Below are 15,456 nucleotides of genomic sequence, written 5' to 3'. Positions count from 1 at the left end.
CTGACGGTCGATCGGCCCGGCGGCCTTCCCGGCTCACCGTCCTGCTCTCCGCCGCGCTCCCTGTCATCGAGCCGTAGTGGCTTCCTTGATCGTGCCGGTGCGGACCGGAAGGCGAAGCAGACCGCGGGATCGCATCGAAGGCCGCCATTGCAGTTCGCTTGGCGACACGTCCAAGGCCACGTCGGGGAAGCGGTCAAGGAGCGCGGCCAGCGCGATCTCGGTTTCCATGCGGGCCAGAGGAGCGCCGAGGCAGTAGTGGATGCCGTGGCCAAGGGCGAGGTGACCGGTGGCGTCGCGGTCGATGTCGAAGCGGTCGGGGTCGGTGAAGCGGTTCGGGTCCCGGTGGGCAGCGGCAAGGGACAGCAGGACCGTCTCGCCCTCGGGGATGGTCACACCACTGATGGTGACGTCCTCGGTCGGAAACCGGCGGATGGCCAGAGGCACCGGGCCGTCGTATCGGGCCAGCTCCTCCACCGCCGCGCTCATGCGCGTGGGATCGGCCCGCAGCTCGGTCAACTGATCGGGGTGGCGAAGCAGGGCCAGGACCGCGTTTCCGATGAGGTGAACGGTGTTCTCATACCCGGCGAACAGGATGAGGAAGGCCAAGGACATCAACTCGTCCTCGCTCAGCCGGTCTTCCTCGTCGCGCACGGCGATCAGCGCGGAGAGCAGGTCATCGGTCGGAGCGGTTCGCTTGCCGGCGATGAGCCGGGTGAGGAACGACAGCATGCTGCCGACCGCTTCCTTGGCGAGGGACGGCCGCGTCGGATCGGGAGCAACGAGCGTGTCGGTCCATGAACGGAAGTCGAGCCGGTCGGCCGGGCCTATGCCGAGCAAGTCGCAGATCACGGTGATCGGCAGCGGCGCAGCGTACGAGGCGATCAGGTCTACGCGTTCAGCGGCGGCAACGGCGTCCAGCAACTGGTCAGCGGTGCGCCGGATCGGCTCTCGCAGCCGTTCGATTTGACGCGGAGTGAAAGCCCGGTTCACCAGGCGCCTGATGCGAGTGTGGTCCGGAGGATCCATGTTGAGCAGGTTCGCGTCCAGCGCCGGCGGTAAGGCCATGCCTCGGTAGCCGCCGGGGGCAGCGTTGCGCTTGTCCAGGGAGAGCCGCGGGTCGGCGAGAGCCTCGCGTACGTCGTCATAGCGGGTCACCAGCCAGGCAGGCAGGCAGCCCGTCTGTCCCAGTGATCCGGTGAACGGGCCCGGCTTGGCGGAGCTGTGCGTACACGGTGTACGGATCGCGGGCGAGTCCTACGGGGTCAATAGGAGCCTGGGGAGCGGGGGTTGTATGGGTCATACCCTGACCCTACTTATCGGTGATCCGTGCCGAGCGGCGCCGCCGGAATGGACGGAATTCCAGAGTCCGGCTTCGGCAGCCCGAGGTACGTGCGAACCGCATCGCTGTCTCCGGTCGCATCGGAGCGCCGGACTACGGCCTCGAAGGCCCGCGATTGGATGCGCCCGATCTCAACCTGCGCGTCGCCGATGGGGTATCCGGCATCGATGAGCATCCGTACCCAGGTCTCGACAGACAGCACTCCGGCGCCGACGCCGTTTGAATCCGCCGACCAATGCGTCGGCTCCGGGACTTCCTGTGCGGCAATCCCGGCGATCTTCTCGACCGCTCCGTCCGCGATGGTTGTCCGGCCGCGGGTCACCTTCGGTTCCCCGGCTCGGGGCCGTGCGGCCTGCAGAGTCGAACGGTTCGGCTCCGTCATGCGAAGCCGACTGCTTGTGCGGTGCACGGTCGACCACGCCGGACCGCGGTGGTCACCGTGCTTCGCGCTGTCTGCCCAAGGATCACGCAGGGCACGGATTTACTCGCACGGCATCATCTCCAAGAGTCGCCCGGGTGCGAGGAACGGACGGCTGTCGGCCGTCCGCCGCACCGGGTCGAGGACTATGCTGCTGTTCGGGCGTCCCAGACCCTGGCGGCTTGTCGTTACTCGACACAGATGGCTGCAGGGAGCGGACTCTTCGTCTGTGACCCGGCGCATCCCTGGAGGAACTGGGCGGGTCCGGTGTGCTGTCGGACCGGCCGTTGCTCCGCCTCCGCCGAACGCACGCCCTGCCGGCAGCGCGCCATGGGGGCCGGGGTCCCCGGCCTCACCGCGTCCGCTACCGGACGGTCCACCGAATCGAGGCATCATGCCCCGACCGCAGCTCGCCGTCTACCGCCATGACCGAGGGAAGCGGGTACTGATCACCCTGGCCGGTGAGATCGACCTGGAATCGGCCCCGCTGGTACGCACGGCACTGGCGCGATGTCTGAGCGACGGCATCCGCACCATCGACATCGACCTCACCCCCGTCACCTTCTGCGACTGCACCGGCCTCAACGTCTTCCTCCACGCCGCGCAGCAGACCACCGAGGCCGGCGGGACCATGCGACTGCACCACCCGCCACCGACACTGGATCTGATCCTCGACCTCACCGGCTCCGGGTTCCTGCTCTTCGACGATCCGCTCGGGCATCCGTCACCTCCGCTCGGGGATGTCCCGGCCCCGACCGCCCAGACCCCGCGGCGCCGGGCTGTTCCGCTTGCCTCTGTGCTCTCGGGTGATGCGCCGTGACGGCATGGGCGGGGCGGGGGCAGCCACGAAAGCCCCGTGGCTGCGAACCGTCCACTGGGGAAGCGGTCCGGTTACGTCGGGTGAACCGCGGGCTGGCACAGGATCTGAGCGGGAAGCTGACGGATCTTTATGTGGACTCCCACGAGACATCATCGCGTCCTGATGCGTACTGCCGTCCCAGCCGCCGGCAGTTTCTGAACCGTCTCGCAGCCGACATCCGGCGGCCGGGCTTCGCGATGGTGGTCGCGGAGACGGACGGACTGGTGGGATGTGCTTTCGGATTCCCGATGCTCAGCGACACATTCGGGTGGATCGTGTTCGACCGAGCCCTACCGCGCCGCGTCGAACAACTCGCAGCGGCCGGCGGCATCTTCGTGATCACCGACATCCTGATCCCCCCGCACCCGCAGGACGCGCACGTGGCTCTCCGGTTGCAGGAGCGGCTGCTTGCCGACCACCGGGCGTCACTCGGCGCCACCCTGGTGGACCGGGCCGATCACCCCACCCTCAACACGCTCCGTTCCTGGGGATGGCTGGACGTGGGAGCGTTCTGGAAGCCGACCGGCGCCACGCGGCTCCGGGTGCTGATCCTTCCCGTCGGCAGACCAACCTCCTCGAGACCGGGGGGATTTGCGCACGATGCCTGGACGCGGTGGCCTGGGTGAGGCCCCACAGCCGGTCGGCCCGCATCCAGGTGCTGGTCGCCGAGCCGGCGGCCCTGTGCGGTACCCGGATCGGTGTGGTGGACGTATGCACACGGCCGTCCCGCTCACACCCGGCAGGGGCCGCTGGGATCGGGCAGTCGTCCCTCCGAAGTGCACACAACGGCGGCGGAATCGATCATGACGGCGCCGGTGGACAGCCCACGCCACGCTTTGCACCGACCGATGGACGGGCCGGTTCGGAGATCCGTTCCTCCGTCAGCGCCTCGGTCGTGGTCACTTGCGGCGGCCCGCCCGATTCGCCGCCCTGCGATGCACGCCGTGGACAAGACGCACGCCGTGGACAAGACGCTTCGGCACGGGACGGGTTGAGCGTACGGTCCGTTCGGCTGATCCGAGGAGTACGGTGAAATGACCGAGGATTTCTCGCGCACCGGCTTCCACGCTCGTGTCGTTTTCGGCGATTCAATATGCCGGGCCGGTCGACAACCAGCCCGGGGCAGGGTTCGCGTCATGACTGGGGCCGTTTCCCTCCCGCCGACACTCGAAGTCGAAGACCGGTCCTCCTCGTCCTCTCTCCGTCTCTCGCTCGCTCCCATCGGTCCTGCTCCGGCCCTGCTGGACGGCGCATGGTGGCCCCGCGTCCGCGATCTCGGGACGGAACTCCCCGCCCTGACAGCCGTACTGGATCCGCTGTGGGGGCGGATCACCCGGGTGACCGTGAATCCCACACACTGGCCGGTCGTCCCACGCAAGGTGCCCGTCGCCGGGCATGTGGTGAACGTGGGTTGCTTCCTGGCCGAGCAGGACCCACATGAACTACTGCTGTTCTCCTACCACATGGGCCGCTGGAACCTCCTGGTGATCCCGCCGCGGACGGACCCCGTCTCAGCCGCCTGGCTGATGGCCGCCGCGAGCGACCCCCTGGGCACGTCGACCGCGAGCCGGCTGATGGAGGAGGCGGCGCGCCTGCGGACCGTGTCCGAGAGCGACCGGGCCGTGGAGGCGGTCTGGGACTCCGAAGGAGGACATGAGGCCCGCGGTCCGGTCGCACCTCCCGCGCGTCCACGGATCCCGCTCGTCACCGCCACGCTGCCGTAACAGCCGATGGGGAGGTGAGGACCACGCACACGTTTGCGACCATGGCCGCGCTCCCGTCGATGGCCGGCCCCGCGGTGCAGGCGGCCTTGATCGGGGTGCCGTGGTCGACGAGTTCCCGGGCGCGCGGCGATTCGCATCTTGCAGCGGGAGTAGCGGCGATGTCCGCCTTCGGAGCGCAGCGGGGTGCTGCCGCGGGCTTCACCGATGGCACGGAGGAAGCCCTGGGTGGTGCCGAGCATGTCGGCGGCCCGGCCCATGGTGCAGGCGGGGCAGTCGTCGTCATCGAGAGGGCCGAACGAGTCGTCTGCTGTCAGTCGCGCCTCTCCTTGGAACGCGTCGAGGGGCCCTGGCGCCCAGGGCACCTGGGCCCCGAAGGAACCGCAACACCGCTACCCGCAGTAACATGGATGGTGGGTTGGCTCACTCTCACGTGCAGCCGCCCGGAAGGGCGACTCCGGCGTGTTTGCGCCGGAGTCGTTGTTACAGCCCACCGGCGGTCCCGGCCGGGCCGCGACCTTCCGGAAACCTCTGGACGCCAAGCCGGTTCATCGATCACCCGCGGCGTTCGTGGCCCCGACGGTCATCGCGCCTCCAGCGCGCCCGGTTCTGACGGCTGTAGCGGCGGTCCCAGCGGTCCTGACGGTCCCGGCGCTGCTGGTAGTCCCGGTAGCCCTTGAGATCGGAACCGTCGCCACGGATCCAGCCTCCCCCGCGATCGCGGCCGTAGCGGGTGGCGCCGAAGATCAACACGACCGCGGCCACCCACCAGAGGGGATTGAGAAAGCCGAGGCCGAACAGGACGACGATCAGAAGGAGAAGCAGAACGAACACGGCGGGCCTTCCCGGAGCGGAACGAACCATCACTGCCGGGGGCCAGGGCCTGTTCGCACAGCGTAGCCCTTTCAAGAGGTTGCGGATAGCGCCCCACGTCCGCGGCGTCCGACGGAAGCGGTCGGAAGCGGATGGCCACTTGACGCCTGTCCGGGGAGTGCGGCGGGGGCTAACGTGCGTGGTACGGCCCGAGTCCCCGGCAGCGTCGATCACCTCTCGCGCTCCTTCGGGGGCGCACCTCACGCATCAGTGCCGGACTCCGTCCCGTCTCCAACGGGCCGCTCTCGCACCCGCCGTCGCCACTGGACCCTGACGCGGCATCGATGCGCCTCAGACGGGCACCCTTGCGCTGTCCGCCGCGTCGCACCCATACCACCGCAGGCGGTACACATGTACGCGCTGATCGTTCCCGCTTCGACCCCCTTCGTCCTGCTCGCCGCCGTGATGGGCCTGTCCTGGTGGGAGGACCGCATCCTGCCGACGCCACCGGCCGAGCCGGTGAACGCTCCCGCCGAGACTCCGTTCGCCCCAGTGGCCCCTGTCCGGCTCGCGGAACTCCCGCATGCCGAGCCCGCGTTGACAAGGGAGACAGCCGGGCGTCGACCTGCGGCGTAGGCCATGCCACTCCGGATCATCCGGGTGGCGCCCTCCGCCCTCCGTTTCGCCCGAACCCCGCGGAAATCAGGAGTTTCCCGCGATCCGGAGCACCGGCATCGATCGTGTGGACATTCACCGGCCGGCAACCTGGACATCAACGCGCAGACCGAGGAACCACGGCTCGTGTTCAGGCGGTACCGGGAGATCTCCCCCGCTGAACGCGGGGGCAGGTGAGGCTTCTTCGGCGGAGCGGACCGTACGGCGGGACGACTGCCGGGCTGACGGTCTTTCACCTGCGATCAGCGCTCCGGCACGGCATGGGAGCCACCCGATCACCGCGGTGTGAACATCGTGGTGCCCCTCTCCGGACCAACCAAGAGACCGGCCTCGGGACTATGCTGCGTACGGACGTCCCAGACCCTGGCGGGCCACCACTGCTTGGCCCACATGCCTGCGGAGAGCGGATCACCCGTCCGCCCGCCCCGCGCATCCCGAGGTAACCGGCTGGGTCCTACGCTCCGGAACATCGGCTGCTGGATCGGTCATTCACCTGCCTGCACGACCGTACGACCGTACCGCGTACCCGGTACGGTCTCGTGAACCGAGGCACCCTGCCCCATGGGTATTCCACCGATCCTGAACGTCTGCCGGCACGACAAGGACAACCGGGCGCCGGTCACCCTGACTGGCGAGATCGACCTGCGATCGGTGCCCTTGGTGCACACGCCGGCGGAACGATACCCGCACGACGGCGGCCGCACCATCGATGTCGATGTCTTGGCGGACCGGCCTGACCAGCCGGTCCTGGCCGCTCCCCGCCGCTGGGATCGGACGGACGTCGGAGACGGGCGCAGGGCGGCCGACGGGGCCGTGCTCCTGACGCTGGTTCTCCCCTTGGGGGTGCGAACGGCTTTGAAGCCGGTGGGACTTGATCACCGTCCCTGGACCCGGTGGTCGCCATGACCCCCGGCAGCCGGTCGGCGCGGATCCAGGCTCTCGTGGCCGAGCAGGCGGCCCTGCGCGGCGCCCGAGTCGGCGTCCTCGACGTGTGTACGGCGGCGGTGGCGGCACTTCCGGTCGGCGGGGCCGGGATGTCCGCGATGTCTCGCGACCGGGCGAGTCATCCGCTGTGCAGCACGGACTCTGTCAGTCAGCATCTGGAAGAACTCCAGCTCACCCTCGGCGAGGGACCAAGCGTGGACGCCTACGTCCTCGGCTCGACGGTCCTCTGCCCCGACCTCCTGGCCGGTCAACTCCAGCGGCATTGGACGGTGTTCGCCGACGCGGCCCTGGAAGCCGGTGCCAGAGCGGTCTTCGCCTTCCCCCTGCAGATCGGGGCCGTCAGCCCCGGTGTACTCGACCTGTACTCCAGCAGCTCGGTCGAACTGGACGCGGAGGAGGTGGCCGATGCGATGGCCTTCGCCGACGCCGCCACGTTGATTCTGCTCGATGCCCGGATCAGTGAGACGGGTGTCCCGTTCGACACCCACACGCCCGGCACCGACCAGCCGGACACCGCCCCCTTCGACGACCTGGGCGGATACCGCGCCGAGATCGACCAGGCCACCGGCATCCTCATGGTCCAGCTCGACGTCGGCTTCGAGGAAGCCTTCATCCGGCTGCGCGCCCACGCGTACGCCCGAGGGACACGGATCTCAGCGGTCGCCGCCGACGTGATCGCCCACCGGCTCCGCCTCCCCCCGGACACGGCTCCGTCCGACATCCGACCGCCGGAGGCGCGACCCCCCGACGAGGAGTCTTGATGCTCACGCCCCATCCACAGAGGTGTGCACGATGAAGGAACAGCTGATGGCCCGGACGTTCGTCGAGCTCGCCGACAGTCTCGTCGCCGACTTCGACCTCATGGACTTCCTGCGCCTGCTCACCGACCGCTGCGTCGACCTGCTCGACGCGAGCGCGGCGGGCGTCCTGCTCGCCGACCGTGACGGTGTACTGCGCGTCATGGCCGCTTCCGACGAACGGGTGCGGCTTCTGGAACTCTTCCAGCTCCAGAACCACGAAGGGCCCTGTCTCGACTGCTTCCACACCGGAATCGCGGTCTCCGTCCACGACCTGCGCGACGAGGAGGCCCGCTGGCCCCTGTTCACCGCCCAGGCACGGCGCAGCGGTTTCACCGCCGTCCAGGCGCTGCCCATGCGCCTGCGCGACGAGGTCGTCGGCGCCCTCAACCTCTTCCACGCCACCCCGGCACCCATCAGCCCCGCCTCCGCACCCTTCGCCCAGGCGCTCGCAGACGTCGCCACCATCAGCCTGCTGCAACAACGCACCACCGAGCGCAACACGCTCCTCAACGAGCAGTTGCAGACAGCCCTCAGCAGCCGCGTCCTGATCGAACAGGCCAAGGGAAAACTCGCCGAACGCCGCCGCACGGACATGGAACAGGCCTTCACCACCCTGAGGGCCTACGCCCGCTCCCACAACCGCCGTCTCTCGGATGTCGCCCGCGCCTTCATCGACGAATCCGAATTCCTCCCCGGCCTCAGTTCCCGAAGTTCCTGAGCAGCCCTCTTACTCCGCCGAGGGTCCGGACGGAATCCGCCTCCGGCCAACATGGCTGCCGCAGGACGGGGAACGAGCACCCCGCCCCACCCGGTCGTGGTCACCGCGGCGCCTCCGGCCTCCACCGCTCCGGGCTGCGCCGCTCGGTGCCGGACCGAAGACACTGACGTCCTTCAACCGATCCGTGACGGCACCGCCGTGGGCCCAGCTGGAGTCGGCCACTTCACGACGCACGGTGGCGGCTCCGGCACCACCCGGCAGACGTGCCCCGGGGTGCCACGAGCCCACGGCCGGTCCTACAGAGACACCGTCAACGGACAGCGGTTCCCGACCCCAGGCTGTCCTTCGCGGCGGTGTCCATGCTGTCCATGAGCCACCCGGCCTCCGCCTCCGTGACCTCGGGCGGTACGACCAGCAGGTCCCATCGGCCGCGGCCGGGCGCCAACAGACAGACGGTGGACGGGGCGTGCCGACTGGTCGTCCGGCGCAGACGTACCACTTGATCGGCGACGAGCAGCCGACCAGGGAACGGCTCCCAAACGGCCTCGTCCACCAGGACGCTGCTGACGTGCCCCCAGGCGGGCGGCAGTCCGCCCAGCAGCCGGGGCAGTTCGGACGTCAGATCGGTCGAGCGGGGCCACCACGCGCCGTCGATGCGCCGGGGCATGTGGCCCTGTGCCGGTTGGGCCGACAGGCGCAGGCGGACGCCGGACGACGAGGAGAGCGGGGGCGGGGGAGCGAGTGTCATGAGAACTCCTGAAGGGGACACGGTCCATCGGGTTCACGCGCGGCGGGCGGCGATACGGTCCGGGGTGGGCCAGCGCACGTCCCTGACCCAGCCGAGGCGTTCGAAAAGGCGGATGACGGCGGCGGAGGGGTCGAGCTGGCCGCGGTCGACGCCGTGCCGGGCACTGGTGGGGTCGGCGTGGTGGAGGTTGTGCCAGCTCTCTCCGAAAGAGATCAGGGCCAGAGGCCACAGGTTGGTGGCGCGGTCGTGGAGACGGGTGCGAAACGGACGCTCGCCGATCACATGGCAGAGGGAGTTCACGCTCCAGGTGACGTGGTGGAGCAGGGCGATGCGGACAAGTCCCGCCCACAGCAGGGCGGTCAGAGCGGACACCCAGGTGCCGCCGATCAGCCTGCCCGCAGCGAACGGGAGGACGAGGGTGAGCACGCACAGGGCCGGGAAGGCCCGGGACACAGCCCGGATGTCTCGGTCGGCGACGAGGTCGGGAGCGTAACGCACCGCGGACGTGGGGTCGTTGCGGAACAGCCATCCGACGTGGGCGTCCACCAGGCCCCGCAACTGGCCGCGCGCAGACGTGCCGTAGCGGTACGGAGAATGCGGATCGCCCGGCCGGTCGGTGAAGGCGTGGTGGCGACGGTGGATGGCGACCCAGCCGATCACGTCACCCTGGAAGCTCATCGACCCGGCAGTCGCGAGCGCTATGCGCAGGGGCCGTACGGCCCGGTAGCCGCCATGGGTCAGGCCCCGATGGAAGCCGACTGTGACGCCGAGGCCCGTGACCGTGTAGAGCACCGCGGCGAGCAGGACATCGACTGGATGGATCAGGCGCCCCCACAACAACCATCCGGCCAGGCCGAGTGCCAGGAACGGCAGGAAGACGATCAACGCCGTGATCGCGAGAGACAGCCGCTCGTTGCCGGTGCGCTCGCACGTCGTTCCGCCGCGCGGGAAGGGTGCCCTCCCGTCGTACTCCAGGAGCGGCGGGGCACTTTCCGGCTGAGCGGCGGACGGGGGACGGAGAGACTGGAAAGACATGGGCGGTCCTTGACCTCGGTGACGACAGTGCGGCCGGGGTCTTGGGCTGCGCCTCTTCGACGGCGGGTAGGTGGGTACGATCGGCGGACGGTCCGCCGAAGTCGGGCCAGGAGCGGAGCGGACCCGCGGCGTGCGAGGCGTCCGCTGTGAGGTGCGGTCGAGCCCCCCGTTCGCGAGGGGGCCGCGACGCTGCTCGGCGCCGGCGAAAAGGCACCGGAGCGCGTCCGCGACGCGCCGAACCGCCTCACAGTTCGCGGCGACCACGCGGACCTCCACCCGGCCCTGCGCGCTTGTGTGTGGCCTCGGAACGGGGTGGGCGGTGCGCGGCTTCGGACGTCACGGGGCGGAACCTGCCCGGACCTGTGCGGCCCCCATCTCTCTTGCGACGAGGACGAGGCCCGTGCGATCACCGGCGTACGACGTGCCCTCGACGTCCTCACCGTACTCCTGCCCGTACGACAGCCGCGGCAGGAGAAGGAGTACGGTGAAGGCACCGAGGGCATTTCGCACACCGGTTTCCACGCCGGGTCGTTCCCGGCGAAAGGCGAAACCCGGGCCGCGACTTCACGGGCGGCCCGGAGACGGGTCCTCATCATGACCGCGACCTTCGAAGCAACCCTGCCGCGGCTCGCACCCGTCGCAGCTCCCCCCGCCCGTCTCGCACTGAAGGCCGACGCCCCCTCCCACGGACTCCTGGACGGCGCCTGGTGGCCGCGGTCCCGCGACCTGCTGCGTGAACTTCCGGCACTCACGGATGTATTGGACCCCCTGTGGGGCCGCATCACCCATATCGCCGTCAACCCCGAGCACTGGCCGGTCATCCCTCGCAAGGTGCCCGTCAACGGTCATGTCGTGACGGTCGGCTGGTTCACTCCGGAGATCGACCCGCACAAGCTTCTGCTCTTGTCCTACGGCACCGGCCGCTGGGACCTGCTGGTGATCCCGCCCGAGACCGGCCCGGAAGCAGCCGGACGTCTGATCGCGGCGGCATCCGAATACGGCGGCCCGCCATTGACCGCGAGCGCGCTCATCACCGCCGACCGGGCCCTGTACGACGTCTCCGTGCCCAACCAGGTGCGGAACGCCGAGACGGCATGGGAGTCCGAGGGCGGCGCCTCGCAGATCACGACGGCTGTCCCGAGACAGGCCAGCCGACTGATCATCGGTATGTGAGGTGCACGGCGGCAAAAGCTGCCTTCGGACCATGCTCCGGGCCTCTGCCGCCACCGGCCGCTGGGGCACCGGCACTACGGCCACCGGTCCGGACTCCTCGCAGCCCCGGCAACCGCAGCCCCGGCCCCCTTCGCCGGTGCGGCCTGGCCGCACGCTCGGCGGACACCGACGCCTGTTCACTCACCATCAGGCGACCAGTTGGTAGATGCTCCGGGCCATCAGGTACAGACCGAGGAGCAGTGAGAGCGTGACGATCAACTGCTCCTGGTGTTGCTCCAGCCAGCCGCGCAGGGCGTTCAACCGGGCGTTGGCGGCCGTGGGCGCCCAGACCGTGTACATCTCCATGATGATGAGGCTGAGCGTGGCCAGCAGGCAGTAGCCGGTCAGCGCGAGCCAGTCGGTGAGGGTGGAGAGGTCCGCGTCGACGGCGGTCGCGGCTCCGGCGCCGACCATGGCCCAGGGCTGCAGCAGCCATGCCAGGCCGGCTGCCGTGGTCGGGGAGGCGTCGTCGATCCGGGCGGTCCAGCGTGGAGGGCCGTGCGGGCGGGGCGGTCGGCGGTGCCGGTGCGCGCCGTACAGCACCAGCCCGAGGCCGATGGCGAGTCTCGCGGCGATCGTCGCGGTCGAGGGCACGCTGTGACGGGCCGGAGGCTGGCCGCCCGTCAGCAGCACCACACAGACGATCACCGCGATCAGGTTGGCCAGCCACGACAGCAGGAACGCCAGGCCCTGGCGAACGCCGCGCCGCGAGGAGAGCAGCAGGATGAAGGCGCTGTTGTGCAAAGGCCCCAGGGTGATGGCCGTACCGATCACGAGCAGGTCGAGGACCATCGGATCAGTCGCTCCTGAAGATCAGGACCGTCTACCGCCTGTGGCCGGGCGGCCGGTCGGCCGAGTCAGGCAGCGCACTCGTGGCGCCGCATCCCGACCCTGCAGGGGGTGGCCCGGCCGGTCAAGCAGGCCACGCCCACGTCCTCGTATGCACCAGGTCTGAAACTCGACCGCCACGGCACCGAGCTCCCGCTTTCTGCTACGTCTCTCCCTGTCCAGAGCCGCTCTCCGCACTGTCCGCACCGCGCCGTCTCTGTTCTCTGCCGGTCGCGACCATGAAGGACATTCGGGTGGGCTGGCGTTCATCGTGGATCGCGCAGAGAACGCCGTCCTACGCCTCGACTGGGACAACCGGCGAGTACCGATCGGCGCAAGGGCCGGGCGAGGACAGCGTCCTGGGCGGCGCTCACGCTCCACAACTGCCCTGTCCCCGAGCCTTGGACGCGTGCCGACGGAGCTGGAGCGACGTCACACGATCACAGTGGTCAGCCTTGAGGCTCCTGCGGTTTGACCTCGACCTCGCGCAGGCTCTGGTCCTTGAGCTCGGTGCGTGCCTCGGTGCGGTGTCCCCGGGCGATGTAGTCACGCACGACCGCTTCGACGGCGTCCTGGGGCGAGCCGACGCCGGCCAGGACCATGACTTCCACCACCAGTTCGGCATCGAGACTGATGTTGACCTTGGCCACGAGCGGCCCCCTTCGTCGGTCCGGGACTTTAACAGCCGCACAGCAGCGACTCGTTCCCGCTGCGGTTCGTGGCACAGGACGACAACAGGGCGAACGTTGCTTGATACGGCACCAGAGATGATCATCGGCTACGACGACAACCTGGTCGGCGGAGCGACGACGATCATCAACCGGCTGCGGGGCCCGCTGACGCAGATCCATCCGTCTCTGGAGCAGGTGTTAGGCCCGCGAGTCCAGCATCCGGCCGTACTCAAGCCTGTCGACCAGTCCGGTTCCCCGGCACAGATCCGCAAGGGCGGACGCCGACAGCTCCGCGGGCGCGCGCCGGGATGCCCTCCTGGGCCGTTTCCAGTGCGGGCAGTTTCCCGCACGCTGTGACAGGGCCGCAGGTCCACGCCCACACCTCGGGGTCAGAGTCAGACACCTCCGTGTCGGGGCGGGTGGGACTCGGACCCCGGCCGACAGATTGTGAGTCAGTCCATGCCGTCCATGGCGTCCATTCCGGCGAGCAACTGCGGCCATGTGGCGGCGAATCCGGGGTGCAGGCGAAGCGAGTCGATCTCCGCGGGGGCGCACCACCGGTAGGCGGACCCTTCACCGTCCCCACGGCGCGGGAAGAACGGCTCGGTGACCTCCGCGACGACGGTGTGGTAGGCCCATCCACCGTGATCGTCGACGAAGGTGTGGATCGGACGGAGTTCCGGAACACCGCCCAGTTCCTCCGCGAACTCGCGGCGCGCCCCGTCCCACGGGCTCTCACCGGTGTGCAGCGCTCCGCCCGGAGTGCTCCAGGTGCGGCCGTGATGGACCCGCCAGGAACGGCGCTGGAGCAGGAACCGGCCGTCCTTGCGCAGGAGCAGTCCCGCCGCGCCGTGCGGGCCCCAATGGCGGCACCCCCGCCTGTCCCTGACGTATCCGCGACCGCTGTCGGCCATGCTTCCTCCCTCGCTCCGCAGGACGCGACGCGTCCTTCATTGTCGGTGTGACCGACGGCCGCGCTCGGTGTGACCGACGGCCGCGCCGGTGACGGGCCGGACGCGCGGGCGACGGAGGCACATCCCATGTCGCGGGCGCGCATCCCGTATCGCGGGGCGCCCCTCCCATGTCACGGGCGCGCATCCCGTGTTTGGGTCGCACGTCGCGGGAAACCCGGCAGGGGTAGGGGACGCCCGCAGACTACGTCCCGCCACCGGAGGACGCCATGATCATCCTCGGAGTCATCCTGCTTGTCATCGGCCTCATCGCCGGTATCGGAATTCTTTGGACCATCGGGATCATCCTGGTGGCGATCGGGGCTCTGCTGTGGATCCTCGGAGCGGTCGGCCGCGAGGTCGGCGGACGACGTCACTACTACTAGGCGGGCGCGTGACCGGCGGCTCAGCGCGCCACTCGGGGCCCGGCACCTGCCGGGCCCCGGGCGCGGCCGACGCGATCGAGACCGTCAGTCGCCGATCAGCTTCGCGTACTCACCGGCGGACAGCAGGTGATCGGAAGGGGCGCCCGCCTCCGGCTTGACCTTGAACAGCCAGCTCCCGTACGGATCGTTGTTCACCTCCCCGGGTTCTTCGGCGAGGGCGGGGTTCGCTTCGGTGATCTCGCCGCTCACCGGGGCGAAGATTTCGGTCACGGCCTTGACCGACTCGATGGTGCCGAAGGCGTCCCCGGCCTCGGCCTTCTTGCCCACCAGGAACACGTCCACGAATACGACATCCCCGAGCTGCTTCTGCGCGTGGGCGGTGATCCCGACCGTCACCGTCCCGTCCGCTTCGAAGCGCGCCCACTCGTGGTCGTCCGTGTACTTGAGATCCTTCGGAATGGTTGGCACGACAGCCCCTTTCGGAACACAAGGTGATCAATCGATGGCAGATTGTCACGACGTGACGCGTGGCAACGGCTTCCACGCGGGTCGGCCGCCGAAGGATGGATTCGTCAGTCACGCGACGGCCTCGCCCCCGTCCTCACGCGCGGACCCGTCCCTGGAATGATCCGGTGACATGACCGCGAGACCTTCCGACGACCTGGCCACCGCATTCGCCCGTCTGGGTGGTGAGGACGACGGACAGATCTGGATCGAGCTGTGGGACGACTTGTGCCATCAAGGCAGCGTCTACAGCGACAGCTACCTCGCCCTCCCCCACCTGGCGGCCATCGCGGACGGCCGCGCCCCCGGCGAACCGCACGAAGCCGTCGAACTGGCGGGCCTCATCGCGTCGGCGGCCGACGACGAGTACAGCGCGCGCTACGCCGGAGAGCTCGCCGTCCTCCTCCCCGTGGCCCGCCGCCTGCTCGACGCGGCGCGCGAGGACGCCGTGGTGTTCGTGGACCTTCTCCAGTGCGTCCTGGCCTTCGAGGGGGAACGCGTCTGGAGCGCGGGGCTGCTGGAGGGCCTGTACCAGCAGGAGTACGAGATCGAGTGCCCGGAGTGCGCCTCGGAGCTGTTCATCGCCTTCGGTGACCGCGGCACCTTCGCCTCGGCCGGCGACTACGTGACGGCCGACCCGGCCAAGACTCCCTTGCTGCCGGCCGACCCGGCCGACCTCGCTCCGCTGCCCGCGCGTCTGCACCGCACCGCCGCACAGACGGGACACGAGGACATCGCACGCGGACTCACCCACCTCTTCGGCCGGGCCACCTGCCCGGACTGCGCTGACGTCTTCCCGGTCTCGGATCAGGTCGAGGCGGCCCGGATATGAAG

The 15,456-nt window shown here is 69.5% G+C and carries 19 protein-coding genes and 2 pseudogenes; 10 read left to right on the top strand and 11 right to left on the bottom strand.

Features of this window, described 5'->3' with window-relative positions:
- Positions 1–63: 63 nt before the first annotated feature.
- Both ACFXGX_RS15065 and ACFXGX_RS15060 read right to left on the bottom strand, forming a co-directional pair.
- Positions 64–1,300 (bottom strand): annotated as a pseudogene (locus tag ACFXGX_RS15065) (cytochrome P450).
- Positions 1,301–1,313: 13 nt separating this feature from the next.
- On the bottom strand, positions 1,314–1,721 hold the full coding sequence (locus ACFXGX_RS15060) for a hypothetical protein (RefSeq protein WP_384790088.1): 408 nt from the start codon (positions 1,719–1,721) through the stop codon (positions 1,314–1,316).
- Positions 1,722–2,151: 430 nt separating this feature from the next.
- On the opposite strand from ACFXGX_RS15060, the gene ACFXGX_RS15055 reads away from it, so the two are divergent.
- The 3 genes from ACFXGX_RS15055 (at position 2,152) to ACFXGX_RS15045 (ending at position 4,340) form a co-directional block, all read left to right on the top strand.
- Positions 2,152–2,577: an STAS domain-containing protein gene (locus ACFXGX_RS15055; protein WP_384790085.1), complete on the top strand. Its 426-nt coding sequence runs from the start codon at positions 2,152–2,154 to the stop codon at positions 2,575–2,577.
- A gap of 80 nt (positions 2,578–2,657) precedes the next feature.
- On the top strand, positions 2,658–3,242 hold the full coding sequence (locus tag ACFXGX_RS15050; RefSeq protein ID WP_384790082.1) for a hypothetical protein: 585 nt from the start codon (positions 2,658–2,660) through the stop codon (positions 3,240–3,242).
- A gap of 510 nt (positions 3,243–3,752) precedes the next feature.
- Positions 3,753–4,340, top strand: coding sequence for a DUF5994 family protein (locus ACFXGX_RS15045; protein ID WP_384790079.1), 588 nt, complete (start codon positions 3,753–3,755; stop codon positions 4,338–4,340).
- Between the two features lie 76 nt (positions 4,341–4,416).
- Here the strand turns inward: ACFXGX_RS15045 and ACFXGX_RS15040 are convergent.
- Together ACFXGX_RS15040 and ACFXGX_RS15035 are read right to left on the bottom strand one after the other, a co-directional pair.
- Positions 4,417–4,654, bottom strand: a pseudogene (locus ACFXGX_RS15040) (MerR family transcriptional regulator); the annotation flags it as partial.
- A gap of 238 nt (positions 4,655–4,892) precedes the next feature.
- The gene (locus tag ACFXGX_RS15035) at positions 4,893–5,171 is read right to left on the bottom strand and encodes a hypothetical protein (RefSeq protein WP_384790076.1); all 279 of its coding nucleotides are present in this window, start codon (positions 5,169–5,171) and stop codon (positions 4,893–4,895) included.
- Between the two features lie 390 nt (positions 5,172–5,561).
- Here ACFXGX_RS15035 and ACFXGX_RS15030 point away from each other — a divergent pair, with 390 nt between their 5' ends.
- From ACFXGX_RS15030 to ACFXGX_RS15020, 3 genes are all read left to right on the top strand, one after another.
- A complete protein-coding gene (locus tag ACFXGX_RS15030) occupies positions 5,562–5,786 on the top strand; it encodes a hypothetical protein (protein ID WP_384790073.1) in 225 nt (74 codons plus the stop codon).
- Between the two features lie 941 nt (positions 5,787–6,727).
- A complete protein-coding gene (locus ACFXGX_RS15025) occupies positions 6,728–7,531 on the top strand; it encodes a GAF and ANTAR domain-containing protein (protein WP_384790070.1) in 804 nt (267 codons plus the stop codon).
- Between the two features lie 31 nt (positions 7,532–7,562).
- Positions 7,563–8,288 (top strand): ANTAR domain-containing protein, encoded by a 726-nt coding sequence (locus ACFXGX_RS15020; RefSeq protein ID WP_384790067.1) that lies wholly within the window; start codon positions 7,563–7,565, stop codon positions 8,286–8,288.
- Positions 8,289–8,598: 310 nt separating this feature from the next.
- Here ACFXGX_RS15020 and ACFXGX_RS15015 read toward each other — a convergent pair whose 3' ends face one another.
- The 3 genes from ACFXGX_RS15015 to ACFXGX_RS15005 all read right to left on the bottom strand — a co-directional run bounded on the left by ACFXGX_RS15015 (position 8,599) and on the right by ACFXGX_RS15005 (position 10,581).
- Complete coding sequence (locus ACFXGX_RS15015; protein ID WP_384790064.1) at positions 8,599–9,036, bottom strand: DUF5994 family protein; 438 nt, start codon at positions 9,034–9,036, stop codon at positions 8,599–8,601.
- A 33-nt stretch (positions 9,037–9,069) separates the two neighbouring features.
- Positions 9,070–10,071: an acyl-CoA desaturase gene (locus ACFXGX_RS15010; protein WP_384790061.1), complete on the bottom strand. Its 1,002-nt coding sequence runs from the start codon at positions 10,069–10,071 to the stop codon at positions 9,070–9,072.
- 336 nt (positions 10,072–10,407) lie between these two features.
- Positions 10,408–10,581, bottom strand: coding sequence for a hypothetical protein (locus tag ACFXGX_RS15005; RefSeq protein WP_384790058.1), 174 nt, complete (start codon positions 10,579–10,581; stop codon positions 10,408–10,410).
- 84 nt (positions 10,582–10,665) lie between these two features.
- Between ACFXGX_RS15005 and ACFXGX_RS15000 the strand changes: the two genes are divergently transcribed.
- Complete coding sequence (locus tag ACFXGX_RS15000; protein ID WP_384790055.1) at positions 10,666–11,244, top strand: DUF5994 family protein; 579 nt, start codon at positions 10,666–10,668, stop codon at positions 11,242–11,244.
- A 186-nt stretch (positions 11,245–11,430) separates the two neighbouring features.
- On the opposite strand, the gene ACFXGX_RS14995 is transcribed toward ACFXGX_RS15000, so the two are convergent.
- Together ACFXGX_RS14995 and ACFXGX_RS14990 are read right to left on the bottom strand one after the other, a co-directional pair.
- The gene (locus tag ACFXGX_RS14995) at positions 11,431–12,075 is read right to left on the bottom strand and encodes a GAP family protein (protein ID WP_384790052.1); all 645 of its coding nucleotides are present in this window, start codon (positions 12,073–12,075) and stop codon (positions 11,431–11,433) included.
- Between the two features lie 485 nt (positions 12,076–12,560).
- Positions 12,561–12,761, bottom strand: a complete 201-nt coding sequence (locus tag ACFXGX_RS14990; protein ID WP_086800714.1) for a type II toxin-antitoxin system VapB family antitoxin — start codon at positions 12,759–12,761, stop codon at positions 12,561–12,563.
- Positions 12,762–12,878: 117 nt separating this feature from the next.
- On the opposite strand from ACFXGX_RS14990, the gene ACFXGX_RS14985 reads away from it, so the two are divergent.
- Positions 12,879–13,139, top strand: coding sequence for a hypothetical protein (locus ACFXGX_RS14985; RefSeq protein WP_384790049.1), 261 nt, complete (start codon positions 12,879–12,881; stop codon positions 13,137–13,139).
- A gap of 95 nt (positions 13,140–13,234) precedes the next feature.
- Here the strand turns inward: ACFXGX_RS14985 and ACFXGX_RS14980 are convergent, their stop codons facing one another.
- Complete coding sequence (locus tag ACFXGX_RS14980; protein ID WP_384790046.1) at positions 13,235–13,696, bottom strand: NUDIX domain-containing protein; 462 nt, start codon at positions 13,694–13,696, stop codon at positions 13,235–13,237.
- Between the two features lie 266 nt (positions 13,697–13,962).
- On the opposite strand from ACFXGX_RS14980, the gene ACFXGX_RS14975 reads away from it, so the two are divergent.
- Positions 13,963–14,118, top strand: a complete 156-nt coding sequence (locus ACFXGX_RS14975; protein ID WP_355770470.1) for a DUF6131 family protein — start codon at positions 13,963–13,965, stop codon at positions 14,116–14,118.
- Between the two features lie 84 nt (positions 14,119–14,202).
- Here the strand turns inward: ACFXGX_RS14975 and gcvH are convergent, their stop codons facing one another.
- The gene (gene gcvH / locus ACFXGX_RS14970) at positions 14,203–14,586 is read right to left on the bottom strand and encodes a glycine cleavage system protein GcvH (protein WP_384790042.1); all 384 of its coding nucleotides are present in this window, start codon (positions 14,584–14,586) and stop codon (positions 14,203–14,205) included.
- A gap of 169 nt (positions 14,587–14,755) precedes the next feature.
- On the opposite strand from gcvH, the gene ACFXGX_RS14965 reads away from it, so the two are divergent.
- The gene (locus tag ACFXGX_RS14965) at positions 14,756–15,454 is read left to right on the top strand and encodes a hypothetical protein (protein ID WP_384790039.1); all 699 of its coding nucleotides are present in this window, start codon (positions 14,756–14,758) and stop codon (positions 15,452–15,454) included.
- Positions 15,455–15,456 lie beyond the last annotated feature (2 nt).

Origin of the sequence: Streptomyces sp. NPDC059371, from assembly GCF_042751995.1 — a bacterium.
Taxonomy (GTDB): domain Bacteria; phylum Actinomycetota; class Actinomycetes; order Streptomycetales; family Streptomycetaceae; genus Streptomyces.
The sequence above is the reverse complement of the archived record's forward strand: the minus strand, read 5'-3'. Positions and strand labels throughout refer to the sequence as shown.

Coding starts and splice junctions, on each gene's coding strand:
- ACFXGX_RS15055 (WP_384790085.1), top strand. CDS start 2,152: ATGCCCCGACCGCAGCTCGCCGTCTACCGCCATGACCGAGGGAAGCGG.
- ACFXGX_RS14985 (WP_384790049.1), top strand. CDS start 12,879: ATGATCATCGGCTACGACGACAACCTGGTCGGCGGAGCGACGACGATC.
- ACFXGX_RS15060 (WP_384790088.1), bottom strand. CDS start 1,721: ATGACGGAGCCGAACCGTTCGACTCTGCAGGCCGCACGGCCCCGAGCC.
- ACFXGX_RS15025 (WP_384790070.1), top strand. CDS start 6,728: ATGACCCCCGGCAGCCGGTCGGCGCGGATCCAGGCTCTCGTGGCCGAG.
- ACFXGX_RS15000 (WP_384790055.1), top strand. CDS start 10,666: ATGACCGCGACCTTCGAAGCAACCCTGCCGCGGCTCGCACCCGTCGCA.
- ACFXGX_RS15045 (WP_384790079.1), top strand. CDS start 3,753: ATGACTGGGGCCGTTTCCCTCCCGCCGACACTCGAAGTCGAAGACCGG.
- ACFXGX_RS15020 (WP_384790067.1), top strand. CDS start 7,563: ATGAAGGAACAGCTGATGGCCCGGACGTTCGTCGAGCTCGCCGACAGT.
- ACFXGX_RS15015 (WP_384790064.1), bottom strand. CDS start 9,036: ATGACACTCGCTCCCCCGCCCCCGCTCTCCTCGTCGTCCGGCGTCCGC.
- ACFXGX_RS15010 (WP_384790061.1), bottom strand. CDS start 10,071: ATGTCTTTCCAGTCTCTCCGTCCCCCGTCCGCCGCTCAGCCGGAAAGT.
- ACFXGX_RS14975 (WP_355770470.1), top strand. CDS start 13,963: ATGATCATCCTCGGAGTCATCCTGCTTGTCATCGGCCTCATCGCCGGT.
- ACFXGX_RS15030 (WP_384790073.1), top strand. CDS start 5,562: ATGTACGCGCTGATCGTTCCCGCTTCGACCCCCTTCGTCCTGCTCGCC.
- ACFXGX_RS14995 (WP_384790052.1), bottom strand. CDS start 12,075: ATGGTCCTCGACCTGCTCGTGATCGGTACGGCCATCACCCTGGGGCCT.
- ACFXGX_RS14980 (WP_384790046.1), bottom strand. CDS start 13,696: ATGGCCGACAGCGGTCGCGGATACGTCAGGGACAGGCGGGGGTGCCGC.
- ACFXGX_RS14965 (WP_384790039.1), top strand. CDS start 14,756: ATGACCGCGAGACCTTCCGACGACCTGGCCACCGCATTCGCCCGTCTG.